This window comes from Streptomyces sp. R21, from assembly GCF_041051975.1.
Lineage (GTDB): Bacteria > Actinomycetota > Actinomycetes > Streptomycetales > Streptomycetaceae > Streptomyces.
This window is the reverse complement of sequence record NZ_CP163435.1, coordinates 800,282-824,736: the sequence shown is the minus strand read 5'-3', so window position 1 is coordinate 824,736 and position 24,455 is coordinate 800,282. Positions and strand designations below refer to the sequence as shown.

General features: G+C 72.2%; 16 protein-coding genes and 1 pseudogene. 5 read left to right on the top strand and 12 right to left on the bottom strand.

Annotated features, from left to right (window positions below; all coding sequences use genetic code 11):
* Window positions 1-4: 4 nt before the first annotated feature.
* From AB5J56_RS03895 to AB5J56_RS03875, 5 genes are all read right to left on the bottom strand, one after another.
* Window positions 5-2,821, bottom strand: a complete 2,817-nt coding sequence (locus tag AB5J56_RS03895; RefSeq protein WP_369230032.1) for an NHLP bacteriocin export ABC transporter permease/ATPase subunit — start codon at window positions 2,819-2,821, stop codon at window positions 5-7.
* A gap of 1 nt (window position 2,822) precedes the next feature.
* Window positions 2,823-5,045 (bottom strand): NHLP family bacteriocin export ABC transporter peptidase/permease/ATPase subunit, encoded by a 2,223-nt coding sequence (locus AB5J56_RS03890; RefSeq protein ID WP_369230030.1) that lies wholly within the window; start codon window positions 5,043-5,045, stop codon window positions 2,823-2,825.
* The gene (locus AB5J56_RS03885) at window positions 5,042-5,848 is read right to left on the bottom strand and encodes an HlyD family efflux transporter periplasmic adaptor subunit (RefSeq protein ID WP_369230028.1); all 807 of its coding nucleotides are present in this window, start codon (window positions 5,846-5,848) and stop codon (window positions 5,042-5,044) included. Before AB5J56_RS03885 ends, AB5J56_RS03890 begins: the two co-directional genes overlap by 4 nt.
* Window positions 5,849-5,957: 109 nt before the next feature.
* The gene (locus AB5J56_RS03880) at window positions 5,958-6,173 is read right to left on the bottom strand and encodes a type A2 lantipeptide (RefSeq protein ID WP_369230026.1); all 216 of its coding nucleotides are present in this window, start codon (window positions 6,171-6,173) and stop codon (window positions 5,958-5,960) included.
* A gap of 518 nt (window positions 6,174-6,691) precedes the next feature.
* On the bottom strand, window positions 6,692-7,105 hold the full coding sequence (locus tag AB5J56_RS03875; RefSeq protein ID WP_369230024.1) for a PaaI family thioesterase: 414 nt from the start codon (window positions 7,103-7,105) through the stop codon (window positions 6,692-6,694).
* Between the two features lie 194 nt (window positions 7,106-7,299).
* Here AB5J56_RS03875 and AB5J56_RS03870 point away from each other — a divergent pair, with 194 nt between their 5' ends.
* On the top strand, window positions 7,300-8,694 hold the full coding sequence (locus AB5J56_RS03870; RefSeq protein ID WP_369230023.1) for a S1 family peptidase: 1,395 nt from the start codon (window positions 7,300-7,302) through the stop codon (window positions 8,692-8,694).
* Window positions 8,695-8,795: 101 nt separating this feature from the next.
* Here the strand turns inward: AB5J56_RS03870 and AB5J56_RS03865 are convergent, their stop codons facing one another.
* Entirely contained in the window at window positions 8,796-10,943 is a 2,148-nt protein-coding gene (locus tag AB5J56_RS03865) for a SpoIIE family protein phosphatase (protein WP_369230021.1), read from the bottom strand.
* A gap of 318 nt (window positions 10,944-11,261) precedes the next feature.
* On the opposite strand from AB5J56_RS03865, the gene AB5J56_RS03860 reads away from it, so the two are divergent.
* A complete protein-coding gene (locus AB5J56_RS03860) occupies window positions 11,262-11,870 on the top strand; it encodes a LuxR C-terminal-related transcriptional regulator (RefSeq protein ID WP_369230019.1) in 609 nt (202 codons plus the stop codon).
* Window positions 11,871-12,113: 243 nt separating this feature from the next.
* Here the strand turns inward: AB5J56_RS03860 and AB5J56_RS03855 are convergent.
* From AB5J56_RS03855 to lanKC, 4 genes and pseudogenes are all read right to left on the bottom strand, one after another.
* A pseudogene (locus tag AB5J56_RS03855) lies at window positions 12,114-13,253 on the bottom strand (ATP-binding cassette domain-containing protein); the annotation flags it as partial.
* A 410-nt stretch (window positions 13,254-13,663) separates the two neighbouring features.
* Window positions 13,664-15,460, bottom strand: coding sequence for an ABC transporter ATP-binding protein (locus AB5J56_RS03850; RefSeq protein ID WP_369230017.1), 1,797 nt, complete (start codon window positions 15,458-15,460; stop codon window positions 13,664-13,666).
* Between the two features lie 106 nt (window positions 15,461-15,566).
* Entirely contained in the window at window positions 15,567-15,686 is a 120-nt protein-coding gene (locus AB5J56_RS03845; RefSeq protein ID WP_369230015.1) for a SapB/AmfS family lanthipeptide, read from the bottom strand.
* A gap of 64 nt (window positions 15,687-15,750) precedes the next feature.
* The gene (gene lanKC / locus AB5J56_RS03840; RefSeq protein WP_369230013.1) at window positions 15,751-18,384 is read right to left on the bottom strand and encodes a class III lanthionine synthetase LanKC; all 2,634 of its coding nucleotides are present in this window, start codon (window positions 18,382-18,384) and stop codon (window positions 15,751-15,753) included.
* Between the two features lie 246 nt (window positions 18,385-18,630).
* On the opposite strand from lanKC, the gene AB5J56_RS03835 reads away from it, so the two are divergent.
* The 3 genes from AB5J56_RS03835 to AB5J56_RS03825 all read left to right on the top strand — a co-directional run bounded on the left by AB5J56_RS03835 (window position 18,631) and on the right by AB5J56_RS03825 (window position 22,663).
* On the top strand, window positions 18,631-21,072 hold the full coding sequence (locus tag AB5J56_RS03835) for a SpoIIE family protein phosphatase (RefSeq protein WP_369230011.1): 2,442 nt from the start codon (window positions 18,631-18,633) through the stop codon (window positions 21,070-21,072).
* An 86-nt stretch (window positions 21,073-21,158) separates the two neighbouring features.
* Window positions 21,159-21,665 carry a metallophosphoesterase gene (locus AB5J56_RS03830; protein WP_369230009.1) on the top strand — a complete coding sequence of 169 codons (507 nt, stop codon included), beginning with the start codon at window positions 21,159-21,161 and terminating at the stop codon, window positions 21,663-21,665.
* An 80-nt stretch (window positions 21,666-21,745) separates the two neighbouring features.
* Window positions 21,746-22,663: an aminoglycoside phosphotransferase family protein gene (locus AB5J56_RS03825; RefSeq protein ID WP_369230007.1), complete on the top strand. Its 918-nt coding sequence runs from the start codon at window positions 21,746-21,748 to the stop codon at window positions 22,661-22,663.
* A gap of 22 nt (window positions 22,664-22,685) precedes the next feature.
* Here the strand turns inward: AB5J56_RS03825 and AB5J56_RS03820 are convergent, their stop codons facing one another.
* Complete coding sequence (locus AB5J56_RS03820) at window positions 22,686-23,357, bottom strand: SRPBCC family protein (protein WP_369230005.1); 672 nt, start codon at window positions 23,355-23,357, stop codon at window positions 22,686-22,688.
* 154 nt (window positions 23,358-23,511) lie between these two features.
* Window positions 23,512-24,426, bottom strand: coding sequence for a calcium-binding protein (locus AB5J56_RS03815; RefSeq protein ID WP_369230003.1), 915 nt, complete (start codon window positions 24,424-24,426; stop codon window positions 23,512-23,514).
* Between the last annotated feature and the right edge of the window lie 29 nt (window positions 24,427-24,455).

Sequence of the window (24,455 nt, the reverse complement as noted above, 5' to 3'; positions counted from 1 at the left end):
ACCGTCACCGCATCTGGCGCCGCACCAGTTCGTGCAGTCGACCGCCCGTGTCCGCGAGGAGCTGCGCGGGCGGGCCCTGCTGGGCGACCCGGCCGTCCTCCATCACGATGACGCGGTCGGCGTCCATCACCGTGGACAGCCGGTGCGCGATCACGACCCGGGTGGCGTTGAGGGCCCGGGTGCTCTCGATCACCGTGCGCTGCGTCTCGTTGTCGAGGGCGCTGGTCGCCTCGTCGAAGAAGAGGATGCGCGGACGGCGTATCAGAGCCTGGGCGATCATCAGACGCTGACGCTGGCCGCCCGAGACCGCGCCGCTGCCCGCGACGATGGTGTGCAGCCCCATCGGCATCCGCTTGATGTCCTCCGCGAGACCGGCCATCTCGGCCGCCGCCATCGCCTCCTCCGGCGTGTACGGCTCGGTGCCGCAGATGCAGTCCAGGATCGAGCCCGTGAACGGCTGGGCGTGCTGGAGCACCACACCGCACTGACGGCGTACGGCGGACTGGTCGAGAGCCGCCAGATCCTGGCCGTCGTACAGGACGCTGCCCGAGACCGGCTTGTCGAAGCCGATCAGCAGCCGCAGCAGCGTCGACTTGCCGCAGCCGCTCGGACCGACGATGGCCACGAACTCGCCGGGGCGGATGTCGAACGACACGTCGTCGAGGACGAGCGGGCCGTCGTCGGCGTACCGGAAGGAGAGCCGGCGCGCCTCGATGCCGCCCAGCAGCGGACCCGGGCGGGTGCTGGCCGTGCGCACCTCGGGCGTGGCGTCGAGCACCGGCTTGATCTCCTCGAACATCGGCAGCGCGGCCGCCGCCGAGACGAACGCGCCGGTCAGCTGCGTGACCGAGGTCAGCAGCATCGTCACCGACGTGTTGAAGGTGAGGAACGCGGCGGCCGACAGCGAGCCGCGGGCCGGGCCCGCGAGCAGCATGAACATCAGCAGGGAGCACAGCGGCAGATATACGGCGCCCAGCACGGTGGTGAGGTTCTTGATGCGCCCGACCTTCTGCTGGAGCTCGCGGCTGCGCGCGAACTCGCCCGCCCAGGCGGCGTACGCGTAGTTCTCGGCCGCCGCCACCCGCAGCTTGGGCAGACCGCGCAAGGTCTGGAACGCCTGGTTGTTGAGCTTGTTGCTGAGCACCACCAGACGGCGCTGCCAGCGCACCTGCCACAGACCTAGAGCCAGGAACACGGCGGCGATGACCACCAGCATCCCGATCGCCGCCAGCGCCATCGGAACGCTGTACCAGAACAGCAGCCCCAGGTTCATCGCGCCGACGGTGCCCGCCTGCGCGACCGTCGGGCCGACACCCGCGAGGAGCCGGCGGATCGCGCTGATGCCCATGGCGGCACTGGCCAGCTCACCGGTGGAGCGCGAGGTGAAGAACTTCGTCGGCAGGCGCAACAGCCGGTCCCACACGGCGGGTTGGAGCGTCGCCTCGATCCGCCCCTCCATCCGCAGCAGGGTGAGGTTCTGCAGCAGCATGAACGCAGCCGACACCACACTGGTGACCATCAGGGCCAGACAGACCTGCACGATCAGGCTGTGCTGCGCCTTCGGTACGTACTCGCCGAGCACCTTGCCGGTCGCGATCGGCACCAGCGCGCCGATCACGACGGTCACCAGACCGCTGATCGCCAGGTTGCGCAGATCCCCGCCCGTGCCCTGAAGGCAGAACCGAAGCAGCCGCAACGGGCTCAACTTCCGTTCGGGCAGCGGACGGTAGAACATCACGGCACGCGGCTCGAACTCCGCCGCGTTGGCCTTCTCCACTGGTGTCTCGCGCCCCGAGGACGGCTGCACCGCCACGTAACCGCCGCGCCGCCACAGCAACGCGACCGGGCTGCCCGACACGGCACGGTGGCCCACCAGCGGGCCGACGTTGTCGCGCCACCAGCGCCCGTCCAGGCGTACGCCACGGGTGCGGACCCGCGATGCGACGGCGACGAGCTCGACCGGGTCGAGCCGGTCGCTCTCCGTGCCGTTCTGCGCCGGCTGGGCGAGCGTGATCCCGGCCGCCTGCGCGACCAGCTTGCACGCCGCGTACGTGGCATCCGCGTCGGCCGCGGTCGGCCGCTTCGCCGACTGCTTGCCGATGGATGCCAGCAGCGTCCGGTCGGCCTGGGCGCGGACGGCCTCGCCCGCCTTGATGCCCGCCGCCGTACGGTGCTCGTGGCTGGCCTCCAGCTGCTCGATCCAGCGGTCCAGCGTGGCCAGCAGCCGGTACTGCTGGTCGACCATCCCCTGCCAGACACCGGAGTCCATCAGCAGGTCGGCCGCCGCCTCCGCGCCGTACAGCGAGCCGTACTGCACGCTGCCCGGCGGCACCTGCATCCAGAAGACGTCGTCGTCCGTCAGCGCCGCAGCGTTCTCCGTGGCCATCGGCGCCTGGAAGAGGATGGACAGGCTGCGGCCGACGCCGAGGGCGAGGGCGTACTCCAGGGGGCTCGTCGTCGGGGGTACGTACTGGGGGTTGCCGTAGGCGTCGTACGACCATGTTTCGGTGTTGACGGGCTGGTACAGCTCGCGCAGCCCGATGCGGTGCACCACGCAGTCCCGCAACGGCCGTCCGACCAGGGTGTGCTGGGGGCCCGCGACCGGGCCGAGCAGCAGTGAGCCCGCTTCCAGGCGGCCGAGGTGGTGCCAGTGGCCCTGCTGGGCGGCGTCGACCGCGAACAGGTCCATGGCGCCCGCCGCGACCAGCCACAGCACCTGCGGGCCTTCCAGGTCGAGGCGGCTCTGGCCGGAGCAGTCGATCGGCGTACCCATGCCGCCGAGTGCGCCGAGGACGAGGTCGCCCTCGTGAACTGTCGTCATCTCAACGCTCCTTGACCAGCTCGGCGTAGGGACCGCCGGCCGTCACCAGGGCGTCGTGACGCCCGCGTTCCACGATCGTGCCGTGCTGGAGCACCACGATCTCGTCGCTGTCGCGCACGGTGCTCAGCCGGTGCGCGATCACCACGCAGGCGCAGCCGCGCTTGCGCAGGTTGTCGATGACGGTCTGCTCGGTCTCCGCGTCCAGCGCGCTGGTCACCTCGTCGAGGACCAGAATGCTGGGGCGGCGCACCAACGCCCGCGCGATCTCCAGGCGTTGGCGCTGGCCGCCGGAGAAGTTGCGTCCGTCCTGCTCGACCCGGCTGTGGATGCCGCCGGGGCGGCGCACCACGACGTCGTACAGGGCCGCGTCCTCCAGTGCCGCGACGACGGCGTCGTCCGGGATCGAGGGGTCCCACAGCGCCACGTTGTCGCGGACCGTGCCCTCGAAGAGGAACACGTCCTGGTCGACGAAGGAGACGGAGGCCGCGAGCGCGCCGCGCGGGATGTCCTCCAGCCGGGTCCCGTCGATACGGATGACGCCCTCCCAGGGGGCGTAGAGGCCCGAAATCAGCCTGGACACCGTCGACTTGCCGCTTCCGGAACCGCCCACCAGGGCGACCTGCTGGCCCGGGCCCACCGTGAGTGAGAAGCCGGTGAGCAGCGGTTTGTCGAGGGGGCTGTAGCCGAAGGTGATGTTCTCCAGCTCGACATGGCCGTGCAGCCGGCGCGTCGACCCGCCGCCGTCGGGGCGGGCGTAGAGCGGGTCCGCCTTGAAGTTCTCCACGTCCTTGAGACGGGCGACATCGGCCGCGAAGTCCTGGATACGGCCCGCGACGCCGTTGAGCCGCGTGAGGGGCGCGGTGAAGCGGGTCACCAGCGCCTGGAAGGCGACCAGCAGACCGACCGAGATGTGCCCCTCGACGGCCCGCAGCCCACCGATCCACAGGATCAGGGCGCTGTTCAGCGTGGCGAGCGTCGGCGCGATGACCCCCAGCCAGGCGCTCGGTACTCCGAGACGCTGCTCCTCCTCCAGCGTGGTGGCGTGCTGGCCCGCCCACTTGCGGAAGTAGCCGTCCTCGCCGCCGGTCGCCTTCATCGTCTCGATCAACTGAAGCCCGGAGTAGGCCGTGTTGGTCAGCCGGGCGCTGTCCGCGCGCAGCTTCGCCGTACGTGTCGCACGCAGCCGGATCACCACCCGCATGGCCACCACGTTGAGCAGCGCGACACCGATGCCCACGGCCGTGAGCTGTGGGTCGTAGGTGTAGAGGAGCACCGCGTAGAGCACCACGACGACCGCGTCCACACCGGCCGCGGCGAGGTCGCGGGCCAGGGTCTCGGCCACCGCGTCGTTGGACTGCAGGCGTTGCACCAGGTCGGCCGGGCTGCGCTGGGAGAAGAACGTGACGGGCAGCCGCAGCAGATGCCGCAGGAACCGGGCGCTGCTGAGCGTCGAGGAGATGATGCGGCCGCGCAGCAGGTTCGTCTGCTGCAGCCAGGTCAGGACGACGGTGAGCGCGACCGACGCGCCCATCGACGCGAACAGCACGCCCAGCAGCGAGGTCTGACCGCCGATCAGGAACAGGTCGATATAGGTGCGGCTGAGCGCGGGCACCGCCGCGCCGACCACGACCAGCAGCAGACTCGCCAGCACGGCCGCCGGCATCGTGCCGGAAGTCCCGCGCAGCCGGGCCGGCATGGCGCCCAGCACACCCGGCTTGCGGCCGCCCCTGCTGAAGTCGGCGCCCGGTTCCAAGACGAGCACGACGCCGGTGAAGCTGGTGTCGAAGTCCTCCATCGGGACGAAACGGCGGCCCTTGCCGGGGTCGTTGATGTACACGCCCCGCCGCCCGAAGCGGCGCCCCATCCCGTCGTAGACGACGTAGTGGTTGAACTCCCAGAACAGGATGGCGGGCCCCTGCACCTCGGCGAGGGCGGCCGTGTCCATCTGCATGCCCTTGGCCGTGAGGCCGTAACTGCGCGCGGCCTTCAGGAGGTTGCTCGCGCGGGAGCCGTCCCGGGAGACACCGCAGGCGATGCGCAGCTCTTCGAGGGGGATGTGCCGCCCGTAGTGGCCGAGCACCATGGCGAGGGAGGCGGCGCCGCACTCCACGGCCTCCATCTGGAGGACGGTGGGGGTGCGCACGGTCTTCCGGCGGCCCTTGGGAACCGTCCGTTTCGGCGGTGCGGCGCGGCGTCTGCCACGGGTGTCCTGAGCGGCGCTCATGGCAGCAGCCAGTCGACGGGACGCTGATCGGCCAGCCGGATCGAGGCCGTGGCCGACATCATGGAGGCGAGAGCGTACGGCGGGCCGTCCGCCGAGGACCACTTGTAGCCGGACTTCGTGCCGGACCCGCGGTCGAGCCGCACCAGTACGGCCACCGGCCGGCCCTTCTTCGTGAACTGCTCGCCGAGCTGGCTGTCGCCGAGGAACGCGGCGATCTGCTGCTGCGACTGCACGGAACGGTCGACGGACTTCACATGTCCGCGCAGGACGCCGTACTGCTGGGTCGGCACCGACTGCACGGTGAGGTCCACCGCGGCGTTCGCGGGAATCGAGGAGGCGTTCTCGGCGGGCACGTAGACCGTCGCGTACAGAGGATCGCCGGCGTGGGCGACCTTCTCCACGGCGGCGACGTTCGCGCCGGTCGAGATGATCGCGCCGATGGTGGCGGCGAGCGCGGTGATCCGGCCCGCGGCGACGGTGCGCACGACCGTCTCGCCCTGCTGCGTACGGACCTTGAGGACGGGGGCGTTCGCGGCGAGCCGTTCGCCCTCCTTGGCGAGGACCGCGATGACCTGGCCCGCGACAGGGCTCTGCAGGATGTAACTGCCCTCCCCGTGCGTGAGGATGGCCGGCGCGCCGACCGTGGACGCGACCGTGCCCGTCACCGCCCACACGGACGCCGCCGCCATGACCACCACGGTCACGGCGAGCACGAGCCAGCCCTGGGGCCGGGCGAAGCGCACCGGAAGGTCGAGCTCTTCGGGCGACTGCAGCTTGGCGAGGGCCTGTTGGCGGAACTGCACGGGACTTCCCTCACCTGTCAGAGAGGTTTATGGCACCCGAGAGTCCCGGAACCGGGGAACGGTTCCGGGACTCCCGGCACACGGTGGAGCTAAAGATCGCGCGAAGCGATCAGAGACCGGCGACCAGGCCCGTGACCGGGGCGGTGTTCAGGCCGGTGACGCCCTCGACGGTGCCGACGACGGTGCCGACGATGCCGGAGACCGGGGCAACCGAGTCCACGAGGCCCGTGACGGTGCCCACGGCGTTCAGGGACAGACCGCCGGAGACGGCGTCGAGGGCGGCGTCCGAGATCTCGGCGGTCTCAACCTGGGGGGTGGAGTTCATGATGGAACTTCCCTTCGTATGGATATTCATAAGGGGGAGAGCGGCCCCCCTCTGGGGGACAGATGGTCGGCCGCGAACACGGGTGTCAGGTACCCGTTGCCGGGGAACCTTCGTGCGACCCCCGCGGTGCAACGGATCAAAGCACGGTGACAGCACGCGCTTCCAATCAACCGGGGCTCTCACCTGGGCACTTGAGGCCCAAGGGCGGTGAACCGTGCAGGAGCGCGCACGCCTTGGGGGCGACTTCTTCACAGGGTGCGCGTCATCGGCGCGCACCGTCCCCGGTCCCGGTGACCGCGAATAGGACACTCCCGCCCCAATGGGCGCGACGGCCTGCGCACGGTTGTGCACGTCCGCCGCGCGAGGTGACCCGCTTGCGCATTCGATGTGCAGATTCGCTGAAGCCGGGATTCCGGTACCTGTGGGGGACTGACGGTTACCAGGCGGTAGCGGAACGTGTGCTGCTGGTTGCGCAGGGAGCGCGCTTCATCCCGTACGACGTATGAGGCCCCCGGAATTCAGCCCAGCAGCGCGTACACCGTGCTCGCCCGGGCCGCGATCTCCTCGTGCCCCTCGGCGGTCATCGTGATGTCGGCGAAGGCCATGCGGCGGCCGAGCTTGGTGAGGACCGTCTCGACCAGGACGTCCGCGCCCGTGACCGCGCGCTGGAAGCTGATGGACTGCTGGACCGTCGTCATCGGGACGAAGCCGCCGCGCGCCGCCGACACCGCGATCACGGTGGCCGTGTCCGCGGCGGCCATCAGGGCCTGGCCGCAGAGCGAGCCGCCCTCCCGGGCGAGGTGGCCGGACCAGGGCAGCCGCAGGACCGCACTGCCTTCGCCCACCTCCTGTACCGACAGGCCCAGCTCCAGCACCCAGGGGGCGAAGTGGGTGGCGAGGATCTTGTCGGCTTCGGCGGGTGTCAGCGTCATGGGGTGATGGTGCCCGCCGCCGCACCCGAGCAGGCGTGTTTGCCGGACATTCCATGCTTTCGGCCGCGTCAACCTCACGATTTGCAAAGGCAGTTGAACACCTCACCCGACTCGCCCGTATCAACAGGCATCCAGGCGCCCCCCAGTCAGCTGCCGGACGACGGCATTCGGCCCCGTCCCCAGGAGGTCAAGAGTTGAGTCACAAACGCATACCCAAGCGCAAGGCCGCGATCGCGGCAGGCAGCGTGGCGGCGCTCGGAGCAGCGGCCCTTCTGCTGCCCAACGCCAATGCGTCGCAGACGGACGCGAAGGACGCGGCTCCCCGGACGTTCAAGGCCGATGATGCGTCGGACCTCGCCTCACAGCTGGCCTCCCGGCTCGGCGACGCCTTCGCCGGGTCGTACTACGACGCCGACAAGCAGCAGATCGTCGTGAACGTCGTCGGTAACAACAGCAACGTCGTCAACGAGATCAAGAAGGCGGGTGCCGTCCCCCACGAGGTACAGAACAGCACCTCCACGCTGAAGGCCGCCGCGACGACGCTGAAGACCGACGCGACGATTCCCGGCACCTCGTGGGCCGTCGACCCGAAGACGAACGAGATCAGGGTCACCGCGGACAGCACCGTCACGGGCGCCAAGTGGGACACCGTCGAGGCGACGGTCAAGAGCCTCGGATCGGACGTCGCCACCCTCAAGAAGTCCGCCGGCACGTTCAAGACGTTCGTGTCGGGCGGCGACGCCATCTTCGGCGGTGGTGCCCGCTGCTCGCTGGGCTTCAACGTCGTGGCGGGCGACGGCAGCCCCGCCTTCCTGACCGCGGGCCACTGCGGTGTCGCGGCGGCCCAGTGGTCGGACTCCCAGGACGGGGCGCCCATCGCGACCGTCGACAAGGCCACCTTCCCGGGCGACGGCGACTTCGCGCTCGTCAAGTACGACGACCCGAACACGCAGGCGGCCAGCGAGGTCAACGTCGGCAACGGGCAGACCGTCCAGATCACCCAGGCCGCGGACGCCACCGTGGGCCAGGCGGTCCTCAGGATGGGCAGCACCACCGGCCTGAACGACGGCAACGTCACCGGTCTCGACGCCACGGTGAACTACCCGGAGGGCACGGTCACCGGCCTCATCCAGACCGACGTCTGCGCCGAACCGGGCGACAGCGGCGGCTCCCTGTTCACCCAGGACGGCAGCGCGATCGGGCTGACCTCCGGCGGCAGCGGCGACTGCACGGTCGGCGGCGAGACCTTCTTCCAGCCGGTCACCACCGCGCTGACAGCGGTCGGCGCGACGATCGGCGCGGGTGCCGGCGACGCAGGTGCCGGAGATGCCGGTGCCGGGGACGCAGGTGCTGGGGACGCGGGTGCCGGAGATGCGGGTGCCGGGGATGCGGGTGCAGGCGACCAGGCGGGCGGCGGAGCCGACGACCAGGCAGGTGGAGCCGGGGACCAGGCCGGCGACCAGAGCGGCGCCGTGGGCGACCAGTCGGGCCAGCAGTCGGGCGACCAGAGCGGCACCGGCACGGGTGACGCCTCAGGTTCCGGCACAGGCGCCGACGACGGCTCCGGTCTGGTGTCCGAGAGCCACTGATCCGGTCGCGGTCCGGAGCGGTCCCGGCCGACAGTGGAGTGGAAAAGTGCGGCCCTCCGGCGGGAGGGCCGCACCGCCGTGTGCGCAGGGCGGTTGCGCCGTCAGTCCACAGCCCGGGCACGCAGCAGAAGCAACGCCACGTCGTCGAGCCGCTCCGGCGACGCCGACGCGCTGTACTGGACCATGCTGTCGGCCAGCTCGTCCAGCGGCCGGTCCCCGGTCTCGGCGAGCAACCGGCCCAGGTCGGCGAGCGCGTCCTCGATGTCGACACCGGGGGATTCGATGAGCCCGTCGGTGTAGAGGGCGAGAACGGAACCGGGGTCGAGCGCGACCTCGGTGGTCGGATACGTGGCGGCGGCGTCGATCCCGAGCAGGGGCCCTCCGGCCAGATCGAGCACCCGGACCCGTCCGTCGGGCTTGCGCAGCAGCGGAGGCGGGTGCCCCGCGCGGGACATCACCGCCCGGCCGCGGGACGGGTCGAGCCGCAGGTAGAGACAGCTCGCGAACAGCTCGGTTCCGAGGTCGATGAGCAGCCGGTTGGTGCTGCGCATGACCTCCTCCGGCGGCTGTCCCACGGTGGTGTACGCGCGGACGGCCGTACGGATCTGCCCCATCAGGCCCGCCGCCGTCACGTTGTGCCCCTGTACGTCGCCGATCACGGCGGCGGCCTGGCCGCCCAAGGGCACCAGGTCGTAGAAGTCGCCGCCGATGTCCATGCCCTGCGTGGCGGGGAGGTAGCGGGCGGCCGCCTCGATGGTGGGCAGCGACGGCAGGGAGTTCGGCAGCAGGGCAGCCTGGAGGCCGTGCGCCAGCCGGTGCTTGGTGTCGTAGAGCATGGCCCGTTCCAGGGCCTGGGCGATGAGGCTGCTCAGGCTGGTGAGCACGGCGCGCTCGTCCGTCGGGAAGCGGTGCGGTTCCGCGTACGCGAGGACGCAGGTCCCCACCGGCCGCCCGGACGCGATGAGCGGCAGATACGCCCACGCGGCCATCCCGTCGGGTGTCGCGTGCCGCGCCGGATACAGGTGCTCCAGTTGCCCGCGGGACTCGAAGAAGGAGGGAACCCCGCTGCTCAGAGCCTGTGTGCCGGGGGTCTGGGCGGTGAGCGGCATCCCGTCGAAGCGCTCCACGACGTGCGGGTCGGGATATCCGTGATGCCCGAGCACATGCAGGCGTCCGGCCCGAGAGCCGAGGACGACGAGGGCCTGGCTGCCGACGGCCGGTGCGATCTCGTCCGCGACCAGCTGCACCACGTCCTGCACTCCCACCGCCTCGGTGAGCGCCCCCGCCAGGCTCAGCACCTGAGAGATGGTCACCAGCCGCGAGGTGCCGTCGCCCAGGGGCGCTCCGGCCCGGCCCATCTCGGAGACCGCGCGAGCCCGCGAGATGCGTACGCTCAGCCCGTTGGTGCTGGGGTAGAGACGGAACGACAGCCAGTCGCCGGGCGGCCGCAGCGCCACGAAGGACGTCACCTGCTGGCTGATCAGCGCGGCACGGTAGCGGTCCTCGTACACGGGGTCGTTGAGCCAGGGCACGGCCGCCCACAGCTGGGTGCCCAGCAGTCCGCTGACCGGGAGCCCGAGCAGATCGGCCGCGGCCGGGTTGGCGTAGCTGATGCGGCCGTGCAGGTCCAGCGCGCACAGGCCGTACGGCAGCCGCGCCACCATCCGTGCCGCCTCCACCGTGCCCAGCGTGCCCGCCACGGTCGACGCGGCCGCGGGCGCGAGCAGGTCCGGCTCGGGGTGCACCGGACGGTGCTCGTCCGCGGCGCGCCGCAGGCGCAGGGCGAGCCGGTCGCAGGCCGCGGTGAGGTGGTCGCGTTCACGGTCGGACAGATCGGTCGGGTGCGCGCCGGGCCAGGTCACGAAGACGGCGCCGTACGCCGTGTCCGGGGTCGCCACCGGGAGCGCCGCCAGCGAGAAGGGGTAGGGGAGGACCACTGCGATCCGTGGGTAGCGGCGGGCCATCTCCTCGTCGCCGCTGACCCAGATCAGCCGCCGTTCCCGTACCGCCTCGGCCACGGGGACCGGCGCGTTGAGCCCGACCCGTTCCCAGGGCGCGGCGAAGGCGCGGGGAAGCCCCGCCATGACCGCCATCTCCAGGACCGGCTCGTCCGGCGCCAGCAGATAGACCGCGCCGGAGTGCGCGTGGACGCCGTCCAGCATGGAGGCGAGCGCCAGTGACAGCAGCGGCCGGCCGGCCGGTGCCGCGGCGGAGGCCGCCTCCCGTCCGGACCCCTGCCAGTCGGACACGCCGACCACCTCCTCGCAAGGGCCTCGCGACCAGTCCCAGGGGTCAAGGCTCTCTCCTGGTGGCCCTTCCTGCACGGCGAGCGAGGGCGGCGACGGGCGAGGCGGGTGTTTACCCCGTCGACCCGAAGTCATGCCTCGCGTGTCGAAGCGCGAAGGGGACCGGGGGCGCTCCCCGTGCGCCCCCACGCCCCCTCTTGGCCGGTTCTTCGCGCACCGGAACGGTGACATGCGCCAAACAATGGGCAGTCGCTGATGTCGGGGATACCGGCAATCGGCAAGTGACGGAAACACCGGCTAGCGGCGAGTTGAGGGGCAGACGTGATCCGGGTACTTCTGGTGCACGACGAATGTCTGGTGCGGTTGGCGTTGGCGGAGTGGTTACGCCGTGAACCCGACTTCAGGGTGTTCGACGCACCCTGGCGCAGCGCGTCTCCGCAGGTGCGTACGGTACGGCCGGACGTCTGCGCGGCGGACCTGGAATGCGCGGACCCCTACGGGCTCCCACCGCTCGCCGATCTCTGCGCCAGGCGCCCGGATCCCGCGGTTCCGCGGCTCCTCGTGCTGGCCGGCGCGAACCGGCCCGGGCTGCTCAGACGGGCCGCGGAGGCCGGCGCGCTCGGGTACGTCGCCAAGGAAGGTTCGCCGGACCGGCTGGTGTCCGGCATCCGCCAGGTCGCCGCGGGGAAACGTTACGTCGACGACTCGCTCGGCTTCGGCTTCCTCAAGGCCGCCGAGATGCCGCTGACCCGGCGCGAGCTGAGCGTGTTATCCCTTGCCGCCGAGGGTGCCTCCGTCGCGGAGATCGCCGGAAGTCTCCATCTGTCCCACGGGACGGTACGCAACTACATGGCGGCCATCACCCGGAAGACCGGGGCGCGCAACCGCATCGACGCCATCCGCATCTCCCAGGGTGAGGGATGGGTATGACCTCGCGGCCCTGACCTCGGGGGACCAGGTGCCGACCAGGTCGCGGTAGAGCGGCGAGCGACGGGTCAGCTCGTCGTGGTCGCCGTACTCGGCGTGGCGGCCGTCCATGACGAGGACGTGGTCGGCACGGCGGGCCGAGCTGATGCGATGGGCGACGACGACGAGCGTGGTGCCGGGCCGGTCGACGAAGGCGCGCTCCGCCCGCTCCTCGGCCACCGCGTCCAGGTGACAGGTCGCCTCGTCCAGCAGCACGACCGGCGCGTACGACAGGTGGGCGCGGGTCAGCGCGATCAGCTGGCGTTCGCCCGCCGACAGCGTCGCCGGGTCGATCCGGGCTGCCGGCCCGCCCCACTCGTGCAGCAGTGGGGCGAGCCCGACCGCCTCCGCCGCGGCCAGCAGTTCCGCCTCGGGCACGGGATCCGGCCGTAGTTGACCGAGGTTTTCTTCGAGGGATCCGCTGAAGACGTACGCCTCCTGCGGGATGAGGACGCGATGGGTGGAGGATGTGCGCCCTGGCACCGGATGTCCGCACAACCGGACGGTTCCGTGCCGCGGCTCCAGCAGTCCGGCGACCAGACCCGCGAGGGTGGACTTCCCGATGCCGCTGGGGCCCACGACCGCGAGGTGTGTGCCCTGCGGGACGGTGAGGCTGAGGTCCTTGATGACCGGATCACTGGTGGGGCCGTAGGCGAAGGTGAGCGAGGAGAGGGCGATCGCCGGGGGGCGGGGGGCCGGGGCGGCGCGCCGCACGGGGGCTTCGGGGCCGCTGGACGCCGCATCGGCAGCCGTATCGGCATCGGCGGACACATCGATCGTGCGTGCCCCGGCCGACTCCTCCGAAGCCGCTTCGGGCGCGAGGCGGCGCAGCACGACCAGGAGGCGGGAGCCGCTCGTGCCCAGGCCGTGGACCAGGTTCTGCAGGGCGGGAAGCAGGGACTGGGTGACGTAGGCGAGGGCGCCGACCAGGGCGCCCGGAGTGACACCGCGGCGCAGCAGCCACGGGGCGGCGGCGAGCAGCAGGACGATCGGGAGCTGGCCGCCGACGGCGAGGGAGGCGACGCGCGGGACGCCCCAGCGGGCCAGCGACCGCGCGGCGCGCAGCTCGGCGTCGATGCGCTCGCCCAGGTCGGCGGCGACCGGCTCCTCCGCGCCGGCCGCGGTGATGTCCCGCAACCCCGGGCAGACGGCGCCCAGTTGGGCGGCGATCTCCTCGTCGGTCACCAGGAACTTCTCCTGGCGGCGGGCCAGCGGGCGCAGCGTCGCGGCGAAGAGGGCGACCCCGGCGGCGAGCGGCGGAGCGACCACGAGCAGCAGCAACGGGTCGAGGGAGAACAGCCCGACCAGGGCGCCCACGGAGGTGAAGAGGAACGCGCGCGAGACCATCACCAGCCCGGCGAAGGTGTCCCGCGCGATCTCCACCTGCTGGGTGAGCCCGGACAGCGCCCCGCTGTCCGCCTCCCGCACCCCGCGCTCCACCACGTGTCGCACCAGCCGGTCGCGCAACGGCTCGACCAGCGCCGCGACGGCCCCGTACACCCGCCCCGTGCCGTACGCCCCGACGATCACGGCGAGCGCGGCGACCCCGAGCCACCCGAGGCCGACGTGGGTCCGTCCGCTCAGGAACCCCTTGTCCAGGGCCCGTGCCAGCGCGTACCCCATCAGGAACGTCTGCCCCGTCTCCAGCACCGACCACGCGGCCAGCCGGACGACCACCGGCCACCGCTCGCGCAGAAACCGCAGGCCGCGCCCACGCACATCGCCGAAACCGCCCGTCATGGGCCGCTGCTTCCCCGTCATGAGCCCCCGCCCGCCGGTGCCGGACCGCCGTCCTGCTGCTCGGTGTCCCCAGCCCCGAACACTTCCCGGTACGCCGGTATCCGCCACAGCTCGGCGTGCGGGCCCAGCGCCCGTACCCGTCCCTCGTCCAGCCAGGCCACCGCGTCCGCCCGGGCCGCCGTGGAGGCCCGGTGCGCGACGATCAGGCGGCTGCTGCCGGGGGTGCGGCGGAAGAGGGCCTGTGCGATGTGGTGCTCGGTGACGGTGTCGAGGCTGGAGAGGGCGTCGTCGAGGATGAGGAGCCGACCGCCGTGCGCGAACGCCCGGGCGAGACCAAGGCGTTGGGACTCGCCGCCGGAGAGCGGGGCGTCGGCGCAGGCGGTGGCGTATCCCTCGGGCAGCCGGCGCACGAAGGTGTCCGCGCACGCCGTGCGGGCGGCCTCCCTGATCCGCGGGGCCGGCGGCGACGCGACGCCGAAGCCGATCGTGTTCGCGATGCTCCCGCCGAGCAGTGCGGGCCGTTCGAAGGCGTACCCGACCGCACGGCGCAGCTCATCGTGGTCCAACTCGCGCAGGGGCACTCCGTCGAGGAGCACGTCGCCACCGTCGGGGTCGGCCAGCCGCCCGGCGAGCGCCGCGAGGACCGACTTGCCGGCGCCCGAACGGCCCACTACGGCAAGGGTGGTTCCGCCGGGGACGACCAGGTCGACTCCGTCCAGCACGGTGCGTGTGCCGCGCCGGGCGATCACGCCGCGCAGCTCCAACGCTCCTTGGCCGGGCGGCAGTCGGCGTGTCCCGTGGTCGGTCGCGGGCTCGTCGAGGACCTCGCCCAGCCGCCGGGCCGCCACTCGCGCCCGGACGAGCCCCGAGATGTGACCGACCAGGACGCCGACACCGCTCGCGAGGACCGCGTAACGGGACGCCGCGAGCAGGTCGCCGACCGACAACCGGTGGTGGACGAGCAGGATGCCCGCCACGGCGAGGACGCCCAGGTGCAGCAGTGGCGCCACGGCGACGGCCTGGGCGGCGGCGCGCCCCTGGACACGCCACATGCGGTGGCCCTCGCGGGAGAGTTCGGGAAGCGGCCGCAGAACGCGCGCGACCTCCTTGTCGGCGGTGCCGCCGGCCGCGATCGTACGGAATCCGCCGATCGCCTCCGCCAGACCGCCCGCGATCCGCCCCTGCACCTCCTGGTAGCGCGCCACGCACTGCGAGGAGTCGCGAGCGAAGGCACGCAGCAGCAGCGTGAGCACCGGAGCCCCGCCGAGGAACACCGCTGCCAGCCAGGGATCGATCAGCGCGAGCGCCACCACGGCGCCGACCGGCGCGGCGATCGCTGAGAGGAGCGCCGCGAACGCGGCGGGCGCGGTCCCCGCCTGCGCCGCGTTGCCGACCAGCCGGGCCACCAGCTCACCGGAGCCGAACCGGGTCACGGCCCGTGGCCCCACCGCCAGGACATGCCCGGCCAGGCGCTCACGCAGCCACGCCGTGGCCCGCGCGTTCGTGGTCCCGCCGAGTACGGTCTCGCAGGCGTCGAGCACGGCCAGCAGCAGGACGAGGCCGGTGCACCACAGCACCCAGCGCGTGGCCGGCGCCCCGCCGGGATCCGTCAGCAGGAGGTCGAGGGCCCGGCCCAGGGCGGCCGGCAGGAGCAGGCCCGCCGCCGTCGCGGCCGTGGTGGCGAGGCCCAGGGCGAGGCAGCGGACTCCGCTGTGCCGGGTGGCCGCCCGCAGCAGCGCGCCCGAGGCGCGGGAGGGCGCGGTGACTGTGGGCGCGTCGGGAGCGGAAGTCGTCGTGTCGGCAGGAGTCGTCATGCGGCGGCGGCACCTCGTATCCCTGTCCCCGGCACGGTGAAGAACCCCGGGCGGTTCCTTCCCACGAAGGGAAGGAACCGCCCGGAGCCGTGCCGGCTCGGTGCCGTCAGAGACAGAGCAGAAGGCTCGCCGCGGAGATGCAGGAGAGCAGGCTCAGTGTGCTGGCGCCACCGCCGCCACCGCCCATCTCGTCGGCTTCCATCGTCTGCAGGTCGAGGAGTGCCATCTCGTGTCCTTTCCTAGGTGGGGACGGGGTGTTGTGTCACGACTCCGTCGTGCGGAGCCGCGTATCAGGGCCGCCGAAGCGGCGGCAGGAACGGCAGTTGGGCCGGTACCTCGCTGTCGAGGGCCGCGCCGAGCGCGAGCAGACACCCTGCCGTTCCGGTGGCGAGGTCCATGGAGAGCCGCATCATCTGGTGCCCGGGGAAGGCCAGTTGGCCCTGGTACGGCATCGCGAACCAGCCGAGCGCGGAGACCTGGTCGGCCAGCCGCCGCGGAGTGGCGCCCGGGGTGGTCGTACGGCTGAGGTGCAGGATCATGCCGGCCCGGCCCTGGAAGAGACCGGGTTGCACGTAGAAGCGTGAGGTCGCGGCGGTGAGGATGCCTGTGCGGGCCTTCTCGAAGTCGGCGCCGTCGCCGCCGGTGAGCGCGAGGAAGTCGTCGATCACCATGCCCAGGCCGGCGCTCCCGTCGCCGAGATACGGCAGGGTCCGCCAGCCCTCGTCGACCTCCAGGCCGCCGCCCTTCTGCACGACACAGCGGTCCAGGTCACGGCGCAGCGCCTCGGCGGCCGCCGTCAGCAGCGCGGGCTCACCGGTGGCCTCGTACTGCCGGAGCAGGAACAGCGCCGGCCCGCTCGCACCCCGCAGCAGCCCCGCGCGCCGCCGGGCGGAGGCGGGCTGCGGCTCGGCGAACCGTTGGACGAGCAGCCCGGCGGCCTCCGCAGCCCGCTCGCCGAGCTCCTTCTCGCCGGTCGTGCGCGCCAGGTCCGCGAGGACCAGCCCGAGTCCGGCGAGGCCACCCCGCAGGTCGGAGGCGAGCCGCTGCCACCCCTCCTTGAGAATGCCGTCGATCAGGTCGAGGGCACGCTGCCGGTGCCCGAGCCGCTCCAGGACGTAGGCGACGCCCGCGAGCCCGTCGTAGAGGCCCAGCGGCGTGCCCACGGGCACCGGAGCGGTGTGCTCCAGCAGCCAGCGCTCGCCGTCCTCGTAGCGCTCGGCCCCGGTCTCGGCCAGGGCGTACAGCACCCCCGCGGCTCCGTGCGCGATGCCGAGCCCGCCGCCGTCGGAGAACTGGGTGATGTCACCGGGGAAGAGCCGGTCATCCCGCTCGGGCGTGGCCGAGGCCAGGATCGCCTTGACCATCGAGTCGCGGCTGTAGGGCCAGTCACCGGGTTCGGCGAGCGAGGCGAACGGCGCAGCGGCCGGAGCTGCCGAAGGGGCCGAAGCAGCCGAAGGGGCCGCTGTCGCGCCGGCGACGGGGAAGTCCCGAGTGATCTCGGCGACCGCCTCGTCCAGGAACCGCCGCGGCACATCGGGGAACTGCCCCGAGATGACCTCGGCCAGATGCGCGGCCTTGCCGCGGTCCACCACGAACAGCGTGGTGACCGGCATGAACATCGCCAGCCGCAGACACGCGAGGGCGTAGCGGTCGACGGCCGGCCCCGTCCGGTCCGGCGGCGCGAAGAAGCCCGGATGGGCGACTACCTGGCGGCCGTTCTCCTCGACGGGCGCCGCGGCCTCGAAGTCGAGCAGGGAGACCGACTCCTCGTCGGGCGCGACCATGATGTTGAAGACGTGCAGGTCGTTGAAGACGACCCCACGCGCGTGCACGGCCTCCACCGCCTCCTCGACCCTGCGGTGGATGCGCAGCGCCCACGCCGTGAACGCGGCGACCGCATCCGGATCCGGTTCGGGCGTGAGCAGCGGATGCCGTTCGGCGAGGAACGAGTTGAGGGGGCGGCCCTCCAGGAAGTCCATGACGAGGAAGCGGTGCTCGCCGAGCGCGAACCAGTCCCGCACCTCGGGTACGACACCGATCCCCGCCAGCCGCTCCAGGGCGTCCTTCTCCCGCTCCAGCCGGGCGATCGCGTCGGCGCCGTCCGAGGCGAGGCCCGCGTGCGGCCGGCCCTCCTTGAGGACCACCTTGCGTCCGTCGCGGGTGTCGGTGCCCCGGTACACCCCGCCGCCGTTTGAGAAGTGCAGCGCCTTCTCGATGCGGTACGGCAGATCGCCGACCGTCGTCGTGTTGCGCGCCGCGAGCTGCGGTGCGAGGAAGGCGGGCAGCGTCACCCAGTCGGGCACCTGGAAGGAGGGCTGCCGGCGGTCCGGCACCAGCTTGCCCGCGCCGTCGCGGACCGCCGGGACCAGGGAGCCGCGCTCGTCGACGACGAAGGAGCGCGCGAACGCGCCGTAGCGGACGTACAGCGGTCCGTCGTTCCATCGCAGGTCCGTGAGGATGTACGGCCCCTCCAGACCGTCCAGCAGCTCGCCCAGCTCACGCAGCACCGTGTGCAGGTGCTCCTCGTCGGCCGGATAGATGGTCACGAACTTGCCGCTGGCGTCGCGGGCCGCGTACTTGGTGTTGCGCAGATGCAGCAGATGCGGAGCCGGCACGAACTTGAAGGGGATCTGCCGCGGCACGCAGTAGTCCCAGACGGTCGCGGCGATCTTCTCGGCGTTGAGCCGGGTGGCCGAGGCGTGGATCTTCCAGCCCTGGGCGGGGCCGGGGCGGACGTTCCCCTCGGCGTCGAGCGGGGTCAGCGTGAGCCAGTCGCCGATGCGCCCCGAGTGCCAGCCCTCCGGCACCTCACGGCGGGCCGTCTCGTACGAGGGCGCTGCGCTCCGTTCGCTCCCGGACAGCCGGTCCGGCGTCTCGTAGAAGTGTCTGTCCGCCAGCGCGTACACCTCGTACCGCTCGTCCATGCCCATTCCCCCTCGGCCAGGTGGCACCGAGACTTCCAGCCCCACCCGGGCCCGGACAGTCACGACTGTCACGAGATCACCGTGCGGAACGCACGCGTAAAGTCATGTTCGGGCCCTTTCGAGTCGTCGCGGTGCCGCGCGGGGGCGTCGCCCCCGGAGCCCTGCGGGCCGGGCGCCGGGGTCACCACAGGTCGCACGGCCCCGGAACGGTCACAGGGGCTGCGCGCGCGTCCCGGAAGCGCTGTAATGACGGACGTGGTCAGTGAGGGCGCTATGGGACGCAGATCGAGAACGGTGCGTGCCGAACTTGCGCTCAAGACGCTCACCACCGACCTGGACCCCCGCGAACGGCTGCGCCGCGTTCTCGAACAGGTGCTCGTCTTCGCGGGCGCGACCGTCGCCGCCGTCTATTCGCCCGGTGAGAGCGGCGACGTGCTGTACCTGGCGGAGTCGGCCGGTGTGCCGAGGACGCTGTACGGGCTGCGCGACAGCTACGACGTCTCCGGCGGTTCTCCCGCCGCCGATGTGTACCGCTCCGGGGAACCCGTGTGGCTCGGCCCGCGGGAGCTGGAGCGCTGCGCGGACTCCCGGCGGCTGCCGTCGCCGGACTTCTCGCTGGCCGTCCTGCCCCTGCGCGAGGACGGCTGCCTGGTGGCCGTGAGCGAGCACCCGGAGGGCTTCGACGCCGAGGACCGGCAGTGCCTCGTCCTCCTCGCCGAGGCGGTCGTCTGCCCGGCGCCCGCCACCGCGGCCGGCAGCGGGGACCTGCCCGCCAGCTCGTTCAGCCTCGCCATGGACACCGGGCACGTCGACGTCGACGACGAGATGCTGGAACTCTTCGGACTCCGGCCGGACGAATTCGACGGCAAGGTCGAGACCCTGCTGTCGCGAGCCGTCCCGGAGGACCTGCCCTCGCTGATGTCGGTGGTCGAGGCGGACCACATGTCCATCGGCGACCGCGAGCTGGAGTTCCGGATCCTCCAGCCCTCCGGGGAGCCCAAGTGGCTGCGGCTGCGCGGCCGCCTCCTGCCCGGCGGCGGGGGACTGCCGGCCCGGCTCGTCGGCACGGTCGCCGACGCCTCGAAGCTGCGCTCCGGGGTCAACGACGTGGCACGCGTCCAGCGGCTCGCCGCCGCCCTGGCCACCGCCGGCACCGTCCGCGACGTCGGCCGCGCCGTGGTCGCCGCGCTGCGCCGGCCCCTCCAGGCCGACCGGATCGCCCTCGCCGAGCTGGAGGGCGACCGTCTCGTCGTCACCGTCCTGGACCCGCCCGAACCGGAGTCCTGGCCCGAGGTGTGGCGCAGCGAATGGCGCTCGGAGTGGCCGGACGCGCCCGTCCGCGCCATGCCGACCCTCGCGGCGGCCCTGAGCGAGGGACGCGCCGCGGTCTGGCCCGCCGGAACGGCTCTGGAACCCGCGCTCGCCGAGGTGGGCCCCGGCGGCCTCGCCGTGCTGCCGCTGCCCGCCGGCGGACGCATGGCGGGCGTCTGTCTGATCGGCTGGGACACCCCGCACGACTTCGGCCCCGACGAACGCGCCCTGCTGACCGCGTCCGCCGGCCTCGCCGGCCAGGCCCTGATGCGCGCCCACGCCTTCGACGCCGAACACGAACTCGTCAGCATGCTCCAGCGCACCCTGCTCCCGCGCCGCCTGCCGAAGCTGCCGGGCGCGGTCGCCATCGCCCGCTACCTGCCGACCACCGCCGGTCTTGAGGTCGGCGGCGACTGGTACGACGTGATCCCGCTGGCCGACAACCACGTCGCCCTCGTCATCGGCGACGTCCAGGGCCACAACGCCCAGGCCGCGACCGTCATGGGCCAGATGCGCACCGCGCTGCGCGCCTACGCCGTGGAGGGCCACCCGCCGGACGTGGTCGTCTCGCACGCCAACCGGCTCCTCATGGACCTGGAGACCGACCTCTTCGCCACCTGCTGCTATGTGGACGTCGACATGGAGGAAGGGTCCGCCTGGTGCGTGCGCGCCGGACACCTTCCCCCGGTGCTGCGCCACCCGGACGGCAGTACGGAGGTCGTCGAGTCCGAAGGCGGGCCCCCGCTCGGCGTCATCACCCAGGCCGACTTCCCGATGAGCCCGCTGCGGCTGCAGCCCGGCACCCTGATCGCCCTCACCACGGACGGCCTCGTCGAATCCGTCGAGGTCGACATCGAGGACGGGCTCGCCCGCCTCGCCGGCGAACTCGCCACGTCCGACCCCGCCCGCCTCGGACTCGTCGCCGACGGGCTGCTCGCGAGCGCCAACCGCAGCGACGACGTGGCCCTGCTGCTCATGCGCTACGACGGCATGGCGCTGCGTCCGCTCAGGGAGGGCTGGACGGTCTGGCGCGTCCCGGAGGCCGTCCGGCACGCCCGCCGCTTCACCCGGCGCGCACTGCGCGCCTGGGGCGCGGACGCCGACTCCGACGCCGTACTCCTCGTCGTCTCCGAACTCGTCACCAACGCGCTCGTGCACACCGACGGCCCGGTCCGCCTCGACCTCACCCTCATCAACAACCGGCTGCGGATCTCCGTCTCCGACGCCTCCGCGCGCACGCCCATCAAACCCACCAGCATCGGCTGGGAGGCCACCGGCGGCCGCGGCATCCTGCTCGTCGAGGCCATGTCGGCGGCCTGGGGATCGGTGCCCGTCAGCGGCGGCAAGCAGGTGTGGAGCGAGATCGTCCTGGAATGACACCCGGGAGGCCGAGGTGACACGCCGAGAGCCCGGAGCGGCTGCCGAGGTGACCGGCCCAGCGCCCGGAGTGGCACCCTGAGCGTGTGCGTCTGCTGCTGATGTCCGACACCCACCTTCCCCAGCGCGCCAAGGCGCTCCCCGCGCAGCTCCTCGCCGAACTGCCGCTCGCGGATGTCGTCGTCCACGCAGGCGACTGGGTGGACACCGCCACCCTCGACCTTCTGGAGAGCCGCTCCCGCAGGGTCGTCGGCGTGTACGGCAACAACGACGGCCCGGCCCTGCGCGCCCGCCTCCCCGAAGTCGCCCGCGCCGACCTCGACGGCCTGCGGCTCGGCGTCGTCCACGAGACCGGCCCCGCCCAGGGCCGCGAACACCGGTGCGCGGCACGATTCCCCGACCTCGACGTCCTCGTCTTCGGCCACAGCCACATCCCCTGGGACACGACCACGGAGACGGGCCTGCGCCTGCTCAACCCCGGCTCCCCGACCGACCGCCGCCGCCGGCCCCACTGCACGTACATGACCGCGACCGTCACGAACGGCCGGCTGAGCGAGGTGATCCTGCACCGCCTGCCGCCCCGCACCGCCTGAAGCACGCGCGGCCGACGACGCGTCAACTCCCGCTGCTGCCAACGGAATTCAATGGACACGGCGAGGCCGAGCCCGGTGTGATGGGCACCGTGCTGATCGACACCGCTCTCGTACGCCGCCTGCTCGCCGCCCAGTTCCCGCAGTACGCCGGACTGCCGCTCTCCCCGGTCCCGCTGTCCGGCATGGACAACGCCACCTTCCGACTGGGCGACGACCTGTCCGTACGCCTGCCGCGCTACCCACGCTGGGTCGGTCAGGTGGAGCGGGAACACCGGTGGCTGCCCCGGCTCGCCCCGCATCTGCCACTGCCCGTGTCCGAGCCGGTGGCGATGGGGGAGCCCGGGGAGGGCTACCCCTTCCCGTGGTCGGTGTACCGATGGCTGGACGGGGAGACGGCGGCCCCCGAAGACCTCGTCGATCCCGAGCGAACGGCCCTGGAACTCGCCGAGTTCGTACGCGCCCTGCAGAAGATCGACGCCACCGACGGCCCCGGCCCCGAGTGGAGCAACGCCTTCCGTGGGGTGCCCATGGGTGACGAGCGCGACTCGCTCGCCTCCGAGGCACGCGTCCGCCCCAAGATCGCAGCCCTGGAGGGCCTGACCGACACCGCCGCGGTGACCGCCGTCTGGGAGGCCGCGCTCGCCGCACCCGTGTGGGACGCGCCGCCGGTGTGGATCCACGGAGACCTGGCGACCGGCAACCTCCTCGCCGTCGACGGCGAGTTGAGCGCCGTCATCGACTTCGGGACGCTCGCCGTCGGCGACCCGGCCGTCGACCTGCTCGCGGCGTGGAAGTTCCTGCCCGACCGGGCGCGCGGCGTCTTCCGCGAGGCACTCGGCGTCGACGGCGCGACCTGGGCGCGTGGCCGCGGCTGGGCCCTCGCGGGCTCCCTGCCGGTGCCCGACGACCCCTTCTTCCAGAAGGACCCGGCCCGGGTGACGGCGGCGCTGCACCACTTGGAGCAACTGGTCGCCGATCACCGCGAGTCGGGATTCTGACGGCAGTCCCGGCGGACCGGACTCAGTGATGACCCTGACGTCCGCGTACGCCCGGACGACGCTGCACGCGGCGACGACGCCGTACCCGCGAGAACACCACCCCCACCACCACAACCGCAGCCACCACCGCCACACGCTTGGCCAAGGGTGCCCCCGCCACCCGTACGAGATCGATCGCGTCGGATCCCGGACGCGCTTGCCCCGCCGTTCCCTCCCAGCGCCCGGAATCGGCGGGGCCAGGGGCTTCCACCGGCTCGTTGAGCTGTGCGGCCAGGCAGTCCGCGAACTGGCCGACCAGCTTGTCGCCCACCTCCGCCATGACCCCGCGGCCGAACTGCGCGGGCCGTCCGGTCACCGCGAGATCGGTGTGCACGGACACGGCGGTCCCGCCGTCGCGTGCGGTGAGGGTGCCGGTGACGGTCGCGTGCGCGGTGCCCTGCCCCCGGGTCTCCTTGCCGTTCGCGCTCAGCACGAGGCGATGCGCGGACTCGTCCTGCTCCTCGAAGACGGCGGTGCCGCGGTAGGTCACGCTGATCGGCCCGACCTTGACCTTCACCGCTCCGGTCACGGTCTTCCCGTCGTACTCCTCCACCGTCGCCCCCGGCATGCACGGCGCCACCCGCTCGATGTCGAGCAGAACCTGCCAGGCGTCCGCCACCGGGACGGGAACGGTGAACTCGTGCCGCAACTCCATCGCTGCCTCCTCGCCCCGACCACGGCCTCGTACGGGCGCCGATGGCGCAACTCGACGGTGGCGAAACGATGTTGACCATGGCAAACCGGTCGTTGTGAGTCGATTGTGGCACGCGTGCGGGGAACAAGAGGGTTCCCCGCACGCGTGCGAGGCGTCAGTTCTGGTGGATCACATCCGTGCCGGGGCCGCCCGAGAGCGTGTCGTTGCCGGGCCCGCCGTACAGCGTGTCGTCACCGCTGTTCCCGTAGAGGGAATCGTCCCCGCTGTTGCCGCGCAGGACATCGTTGCCCTTGCCGCCGTACAGGAAGTCGTATCCGCCGCCGCCGGAGATCGTGTCGTTCCCGTCGTCGCCGGACAGGTGCTGGGTGTCCGCGCCGCCGTGGATCACGTCGTTGCCTGCGCCGCCTTCCACGTAGCTCGTGTCGCCGCTGGAGTAGACCGTGTCGTTGCCCTTGCCGCCTTGCACGACGGTTCCGCCACCGCTCGCGTGGATCGTGTCGTTGCCGTCACCGGAGAGGACCGTGGCGGCATCGCCCACCGTGATGGTGTCGTCGCCGGCCTGCCCCCCGACGAAGTTGCCGTCGACGGCGCCGGTGTCGGTCAGCCTGTCGTTTCCGGCGCCCAGTTCGACCGAGGCGAAGTAGTAGGCCTGGTCAGTGGTGTTGTCGTAGGTGACCGCGTCGTTCCTGTCCCCGAGGTCCATCTCCAGGGCGGCGTACGGGTCCTGGCTGTCGACAGTGGTGACGGTGCAGGAGACCTTGGTGTGGTCCGTCTTGCTCGGGTGGGTGCAGCCGGTTCCGGCATTGATCCGTACGACGTCGTCGATCACGTAGGTGATGTCAGGGGAGCCGCTGGTCTTCGACGCGGTGACGGTCGCCTTGTTGGTCTGGCCGGCGGCAGCCGTGTAGAGGACCGTTCGGCCGTTGGCGCTGAGCGCGGCGGTCGCCGAGGAGGCCGTGGCGTCCGCTGTGCCGGCCAGGACGAGCGGTGCGGCCAGCGCCGTACCGAGAACCAGCGTCAGCGCGGGCGTGGCGCGTAACAGGCGACGGCCGCCGAGGTGCGAGGGCATTTCATAACCTCCACGAGGAATATGTGGCT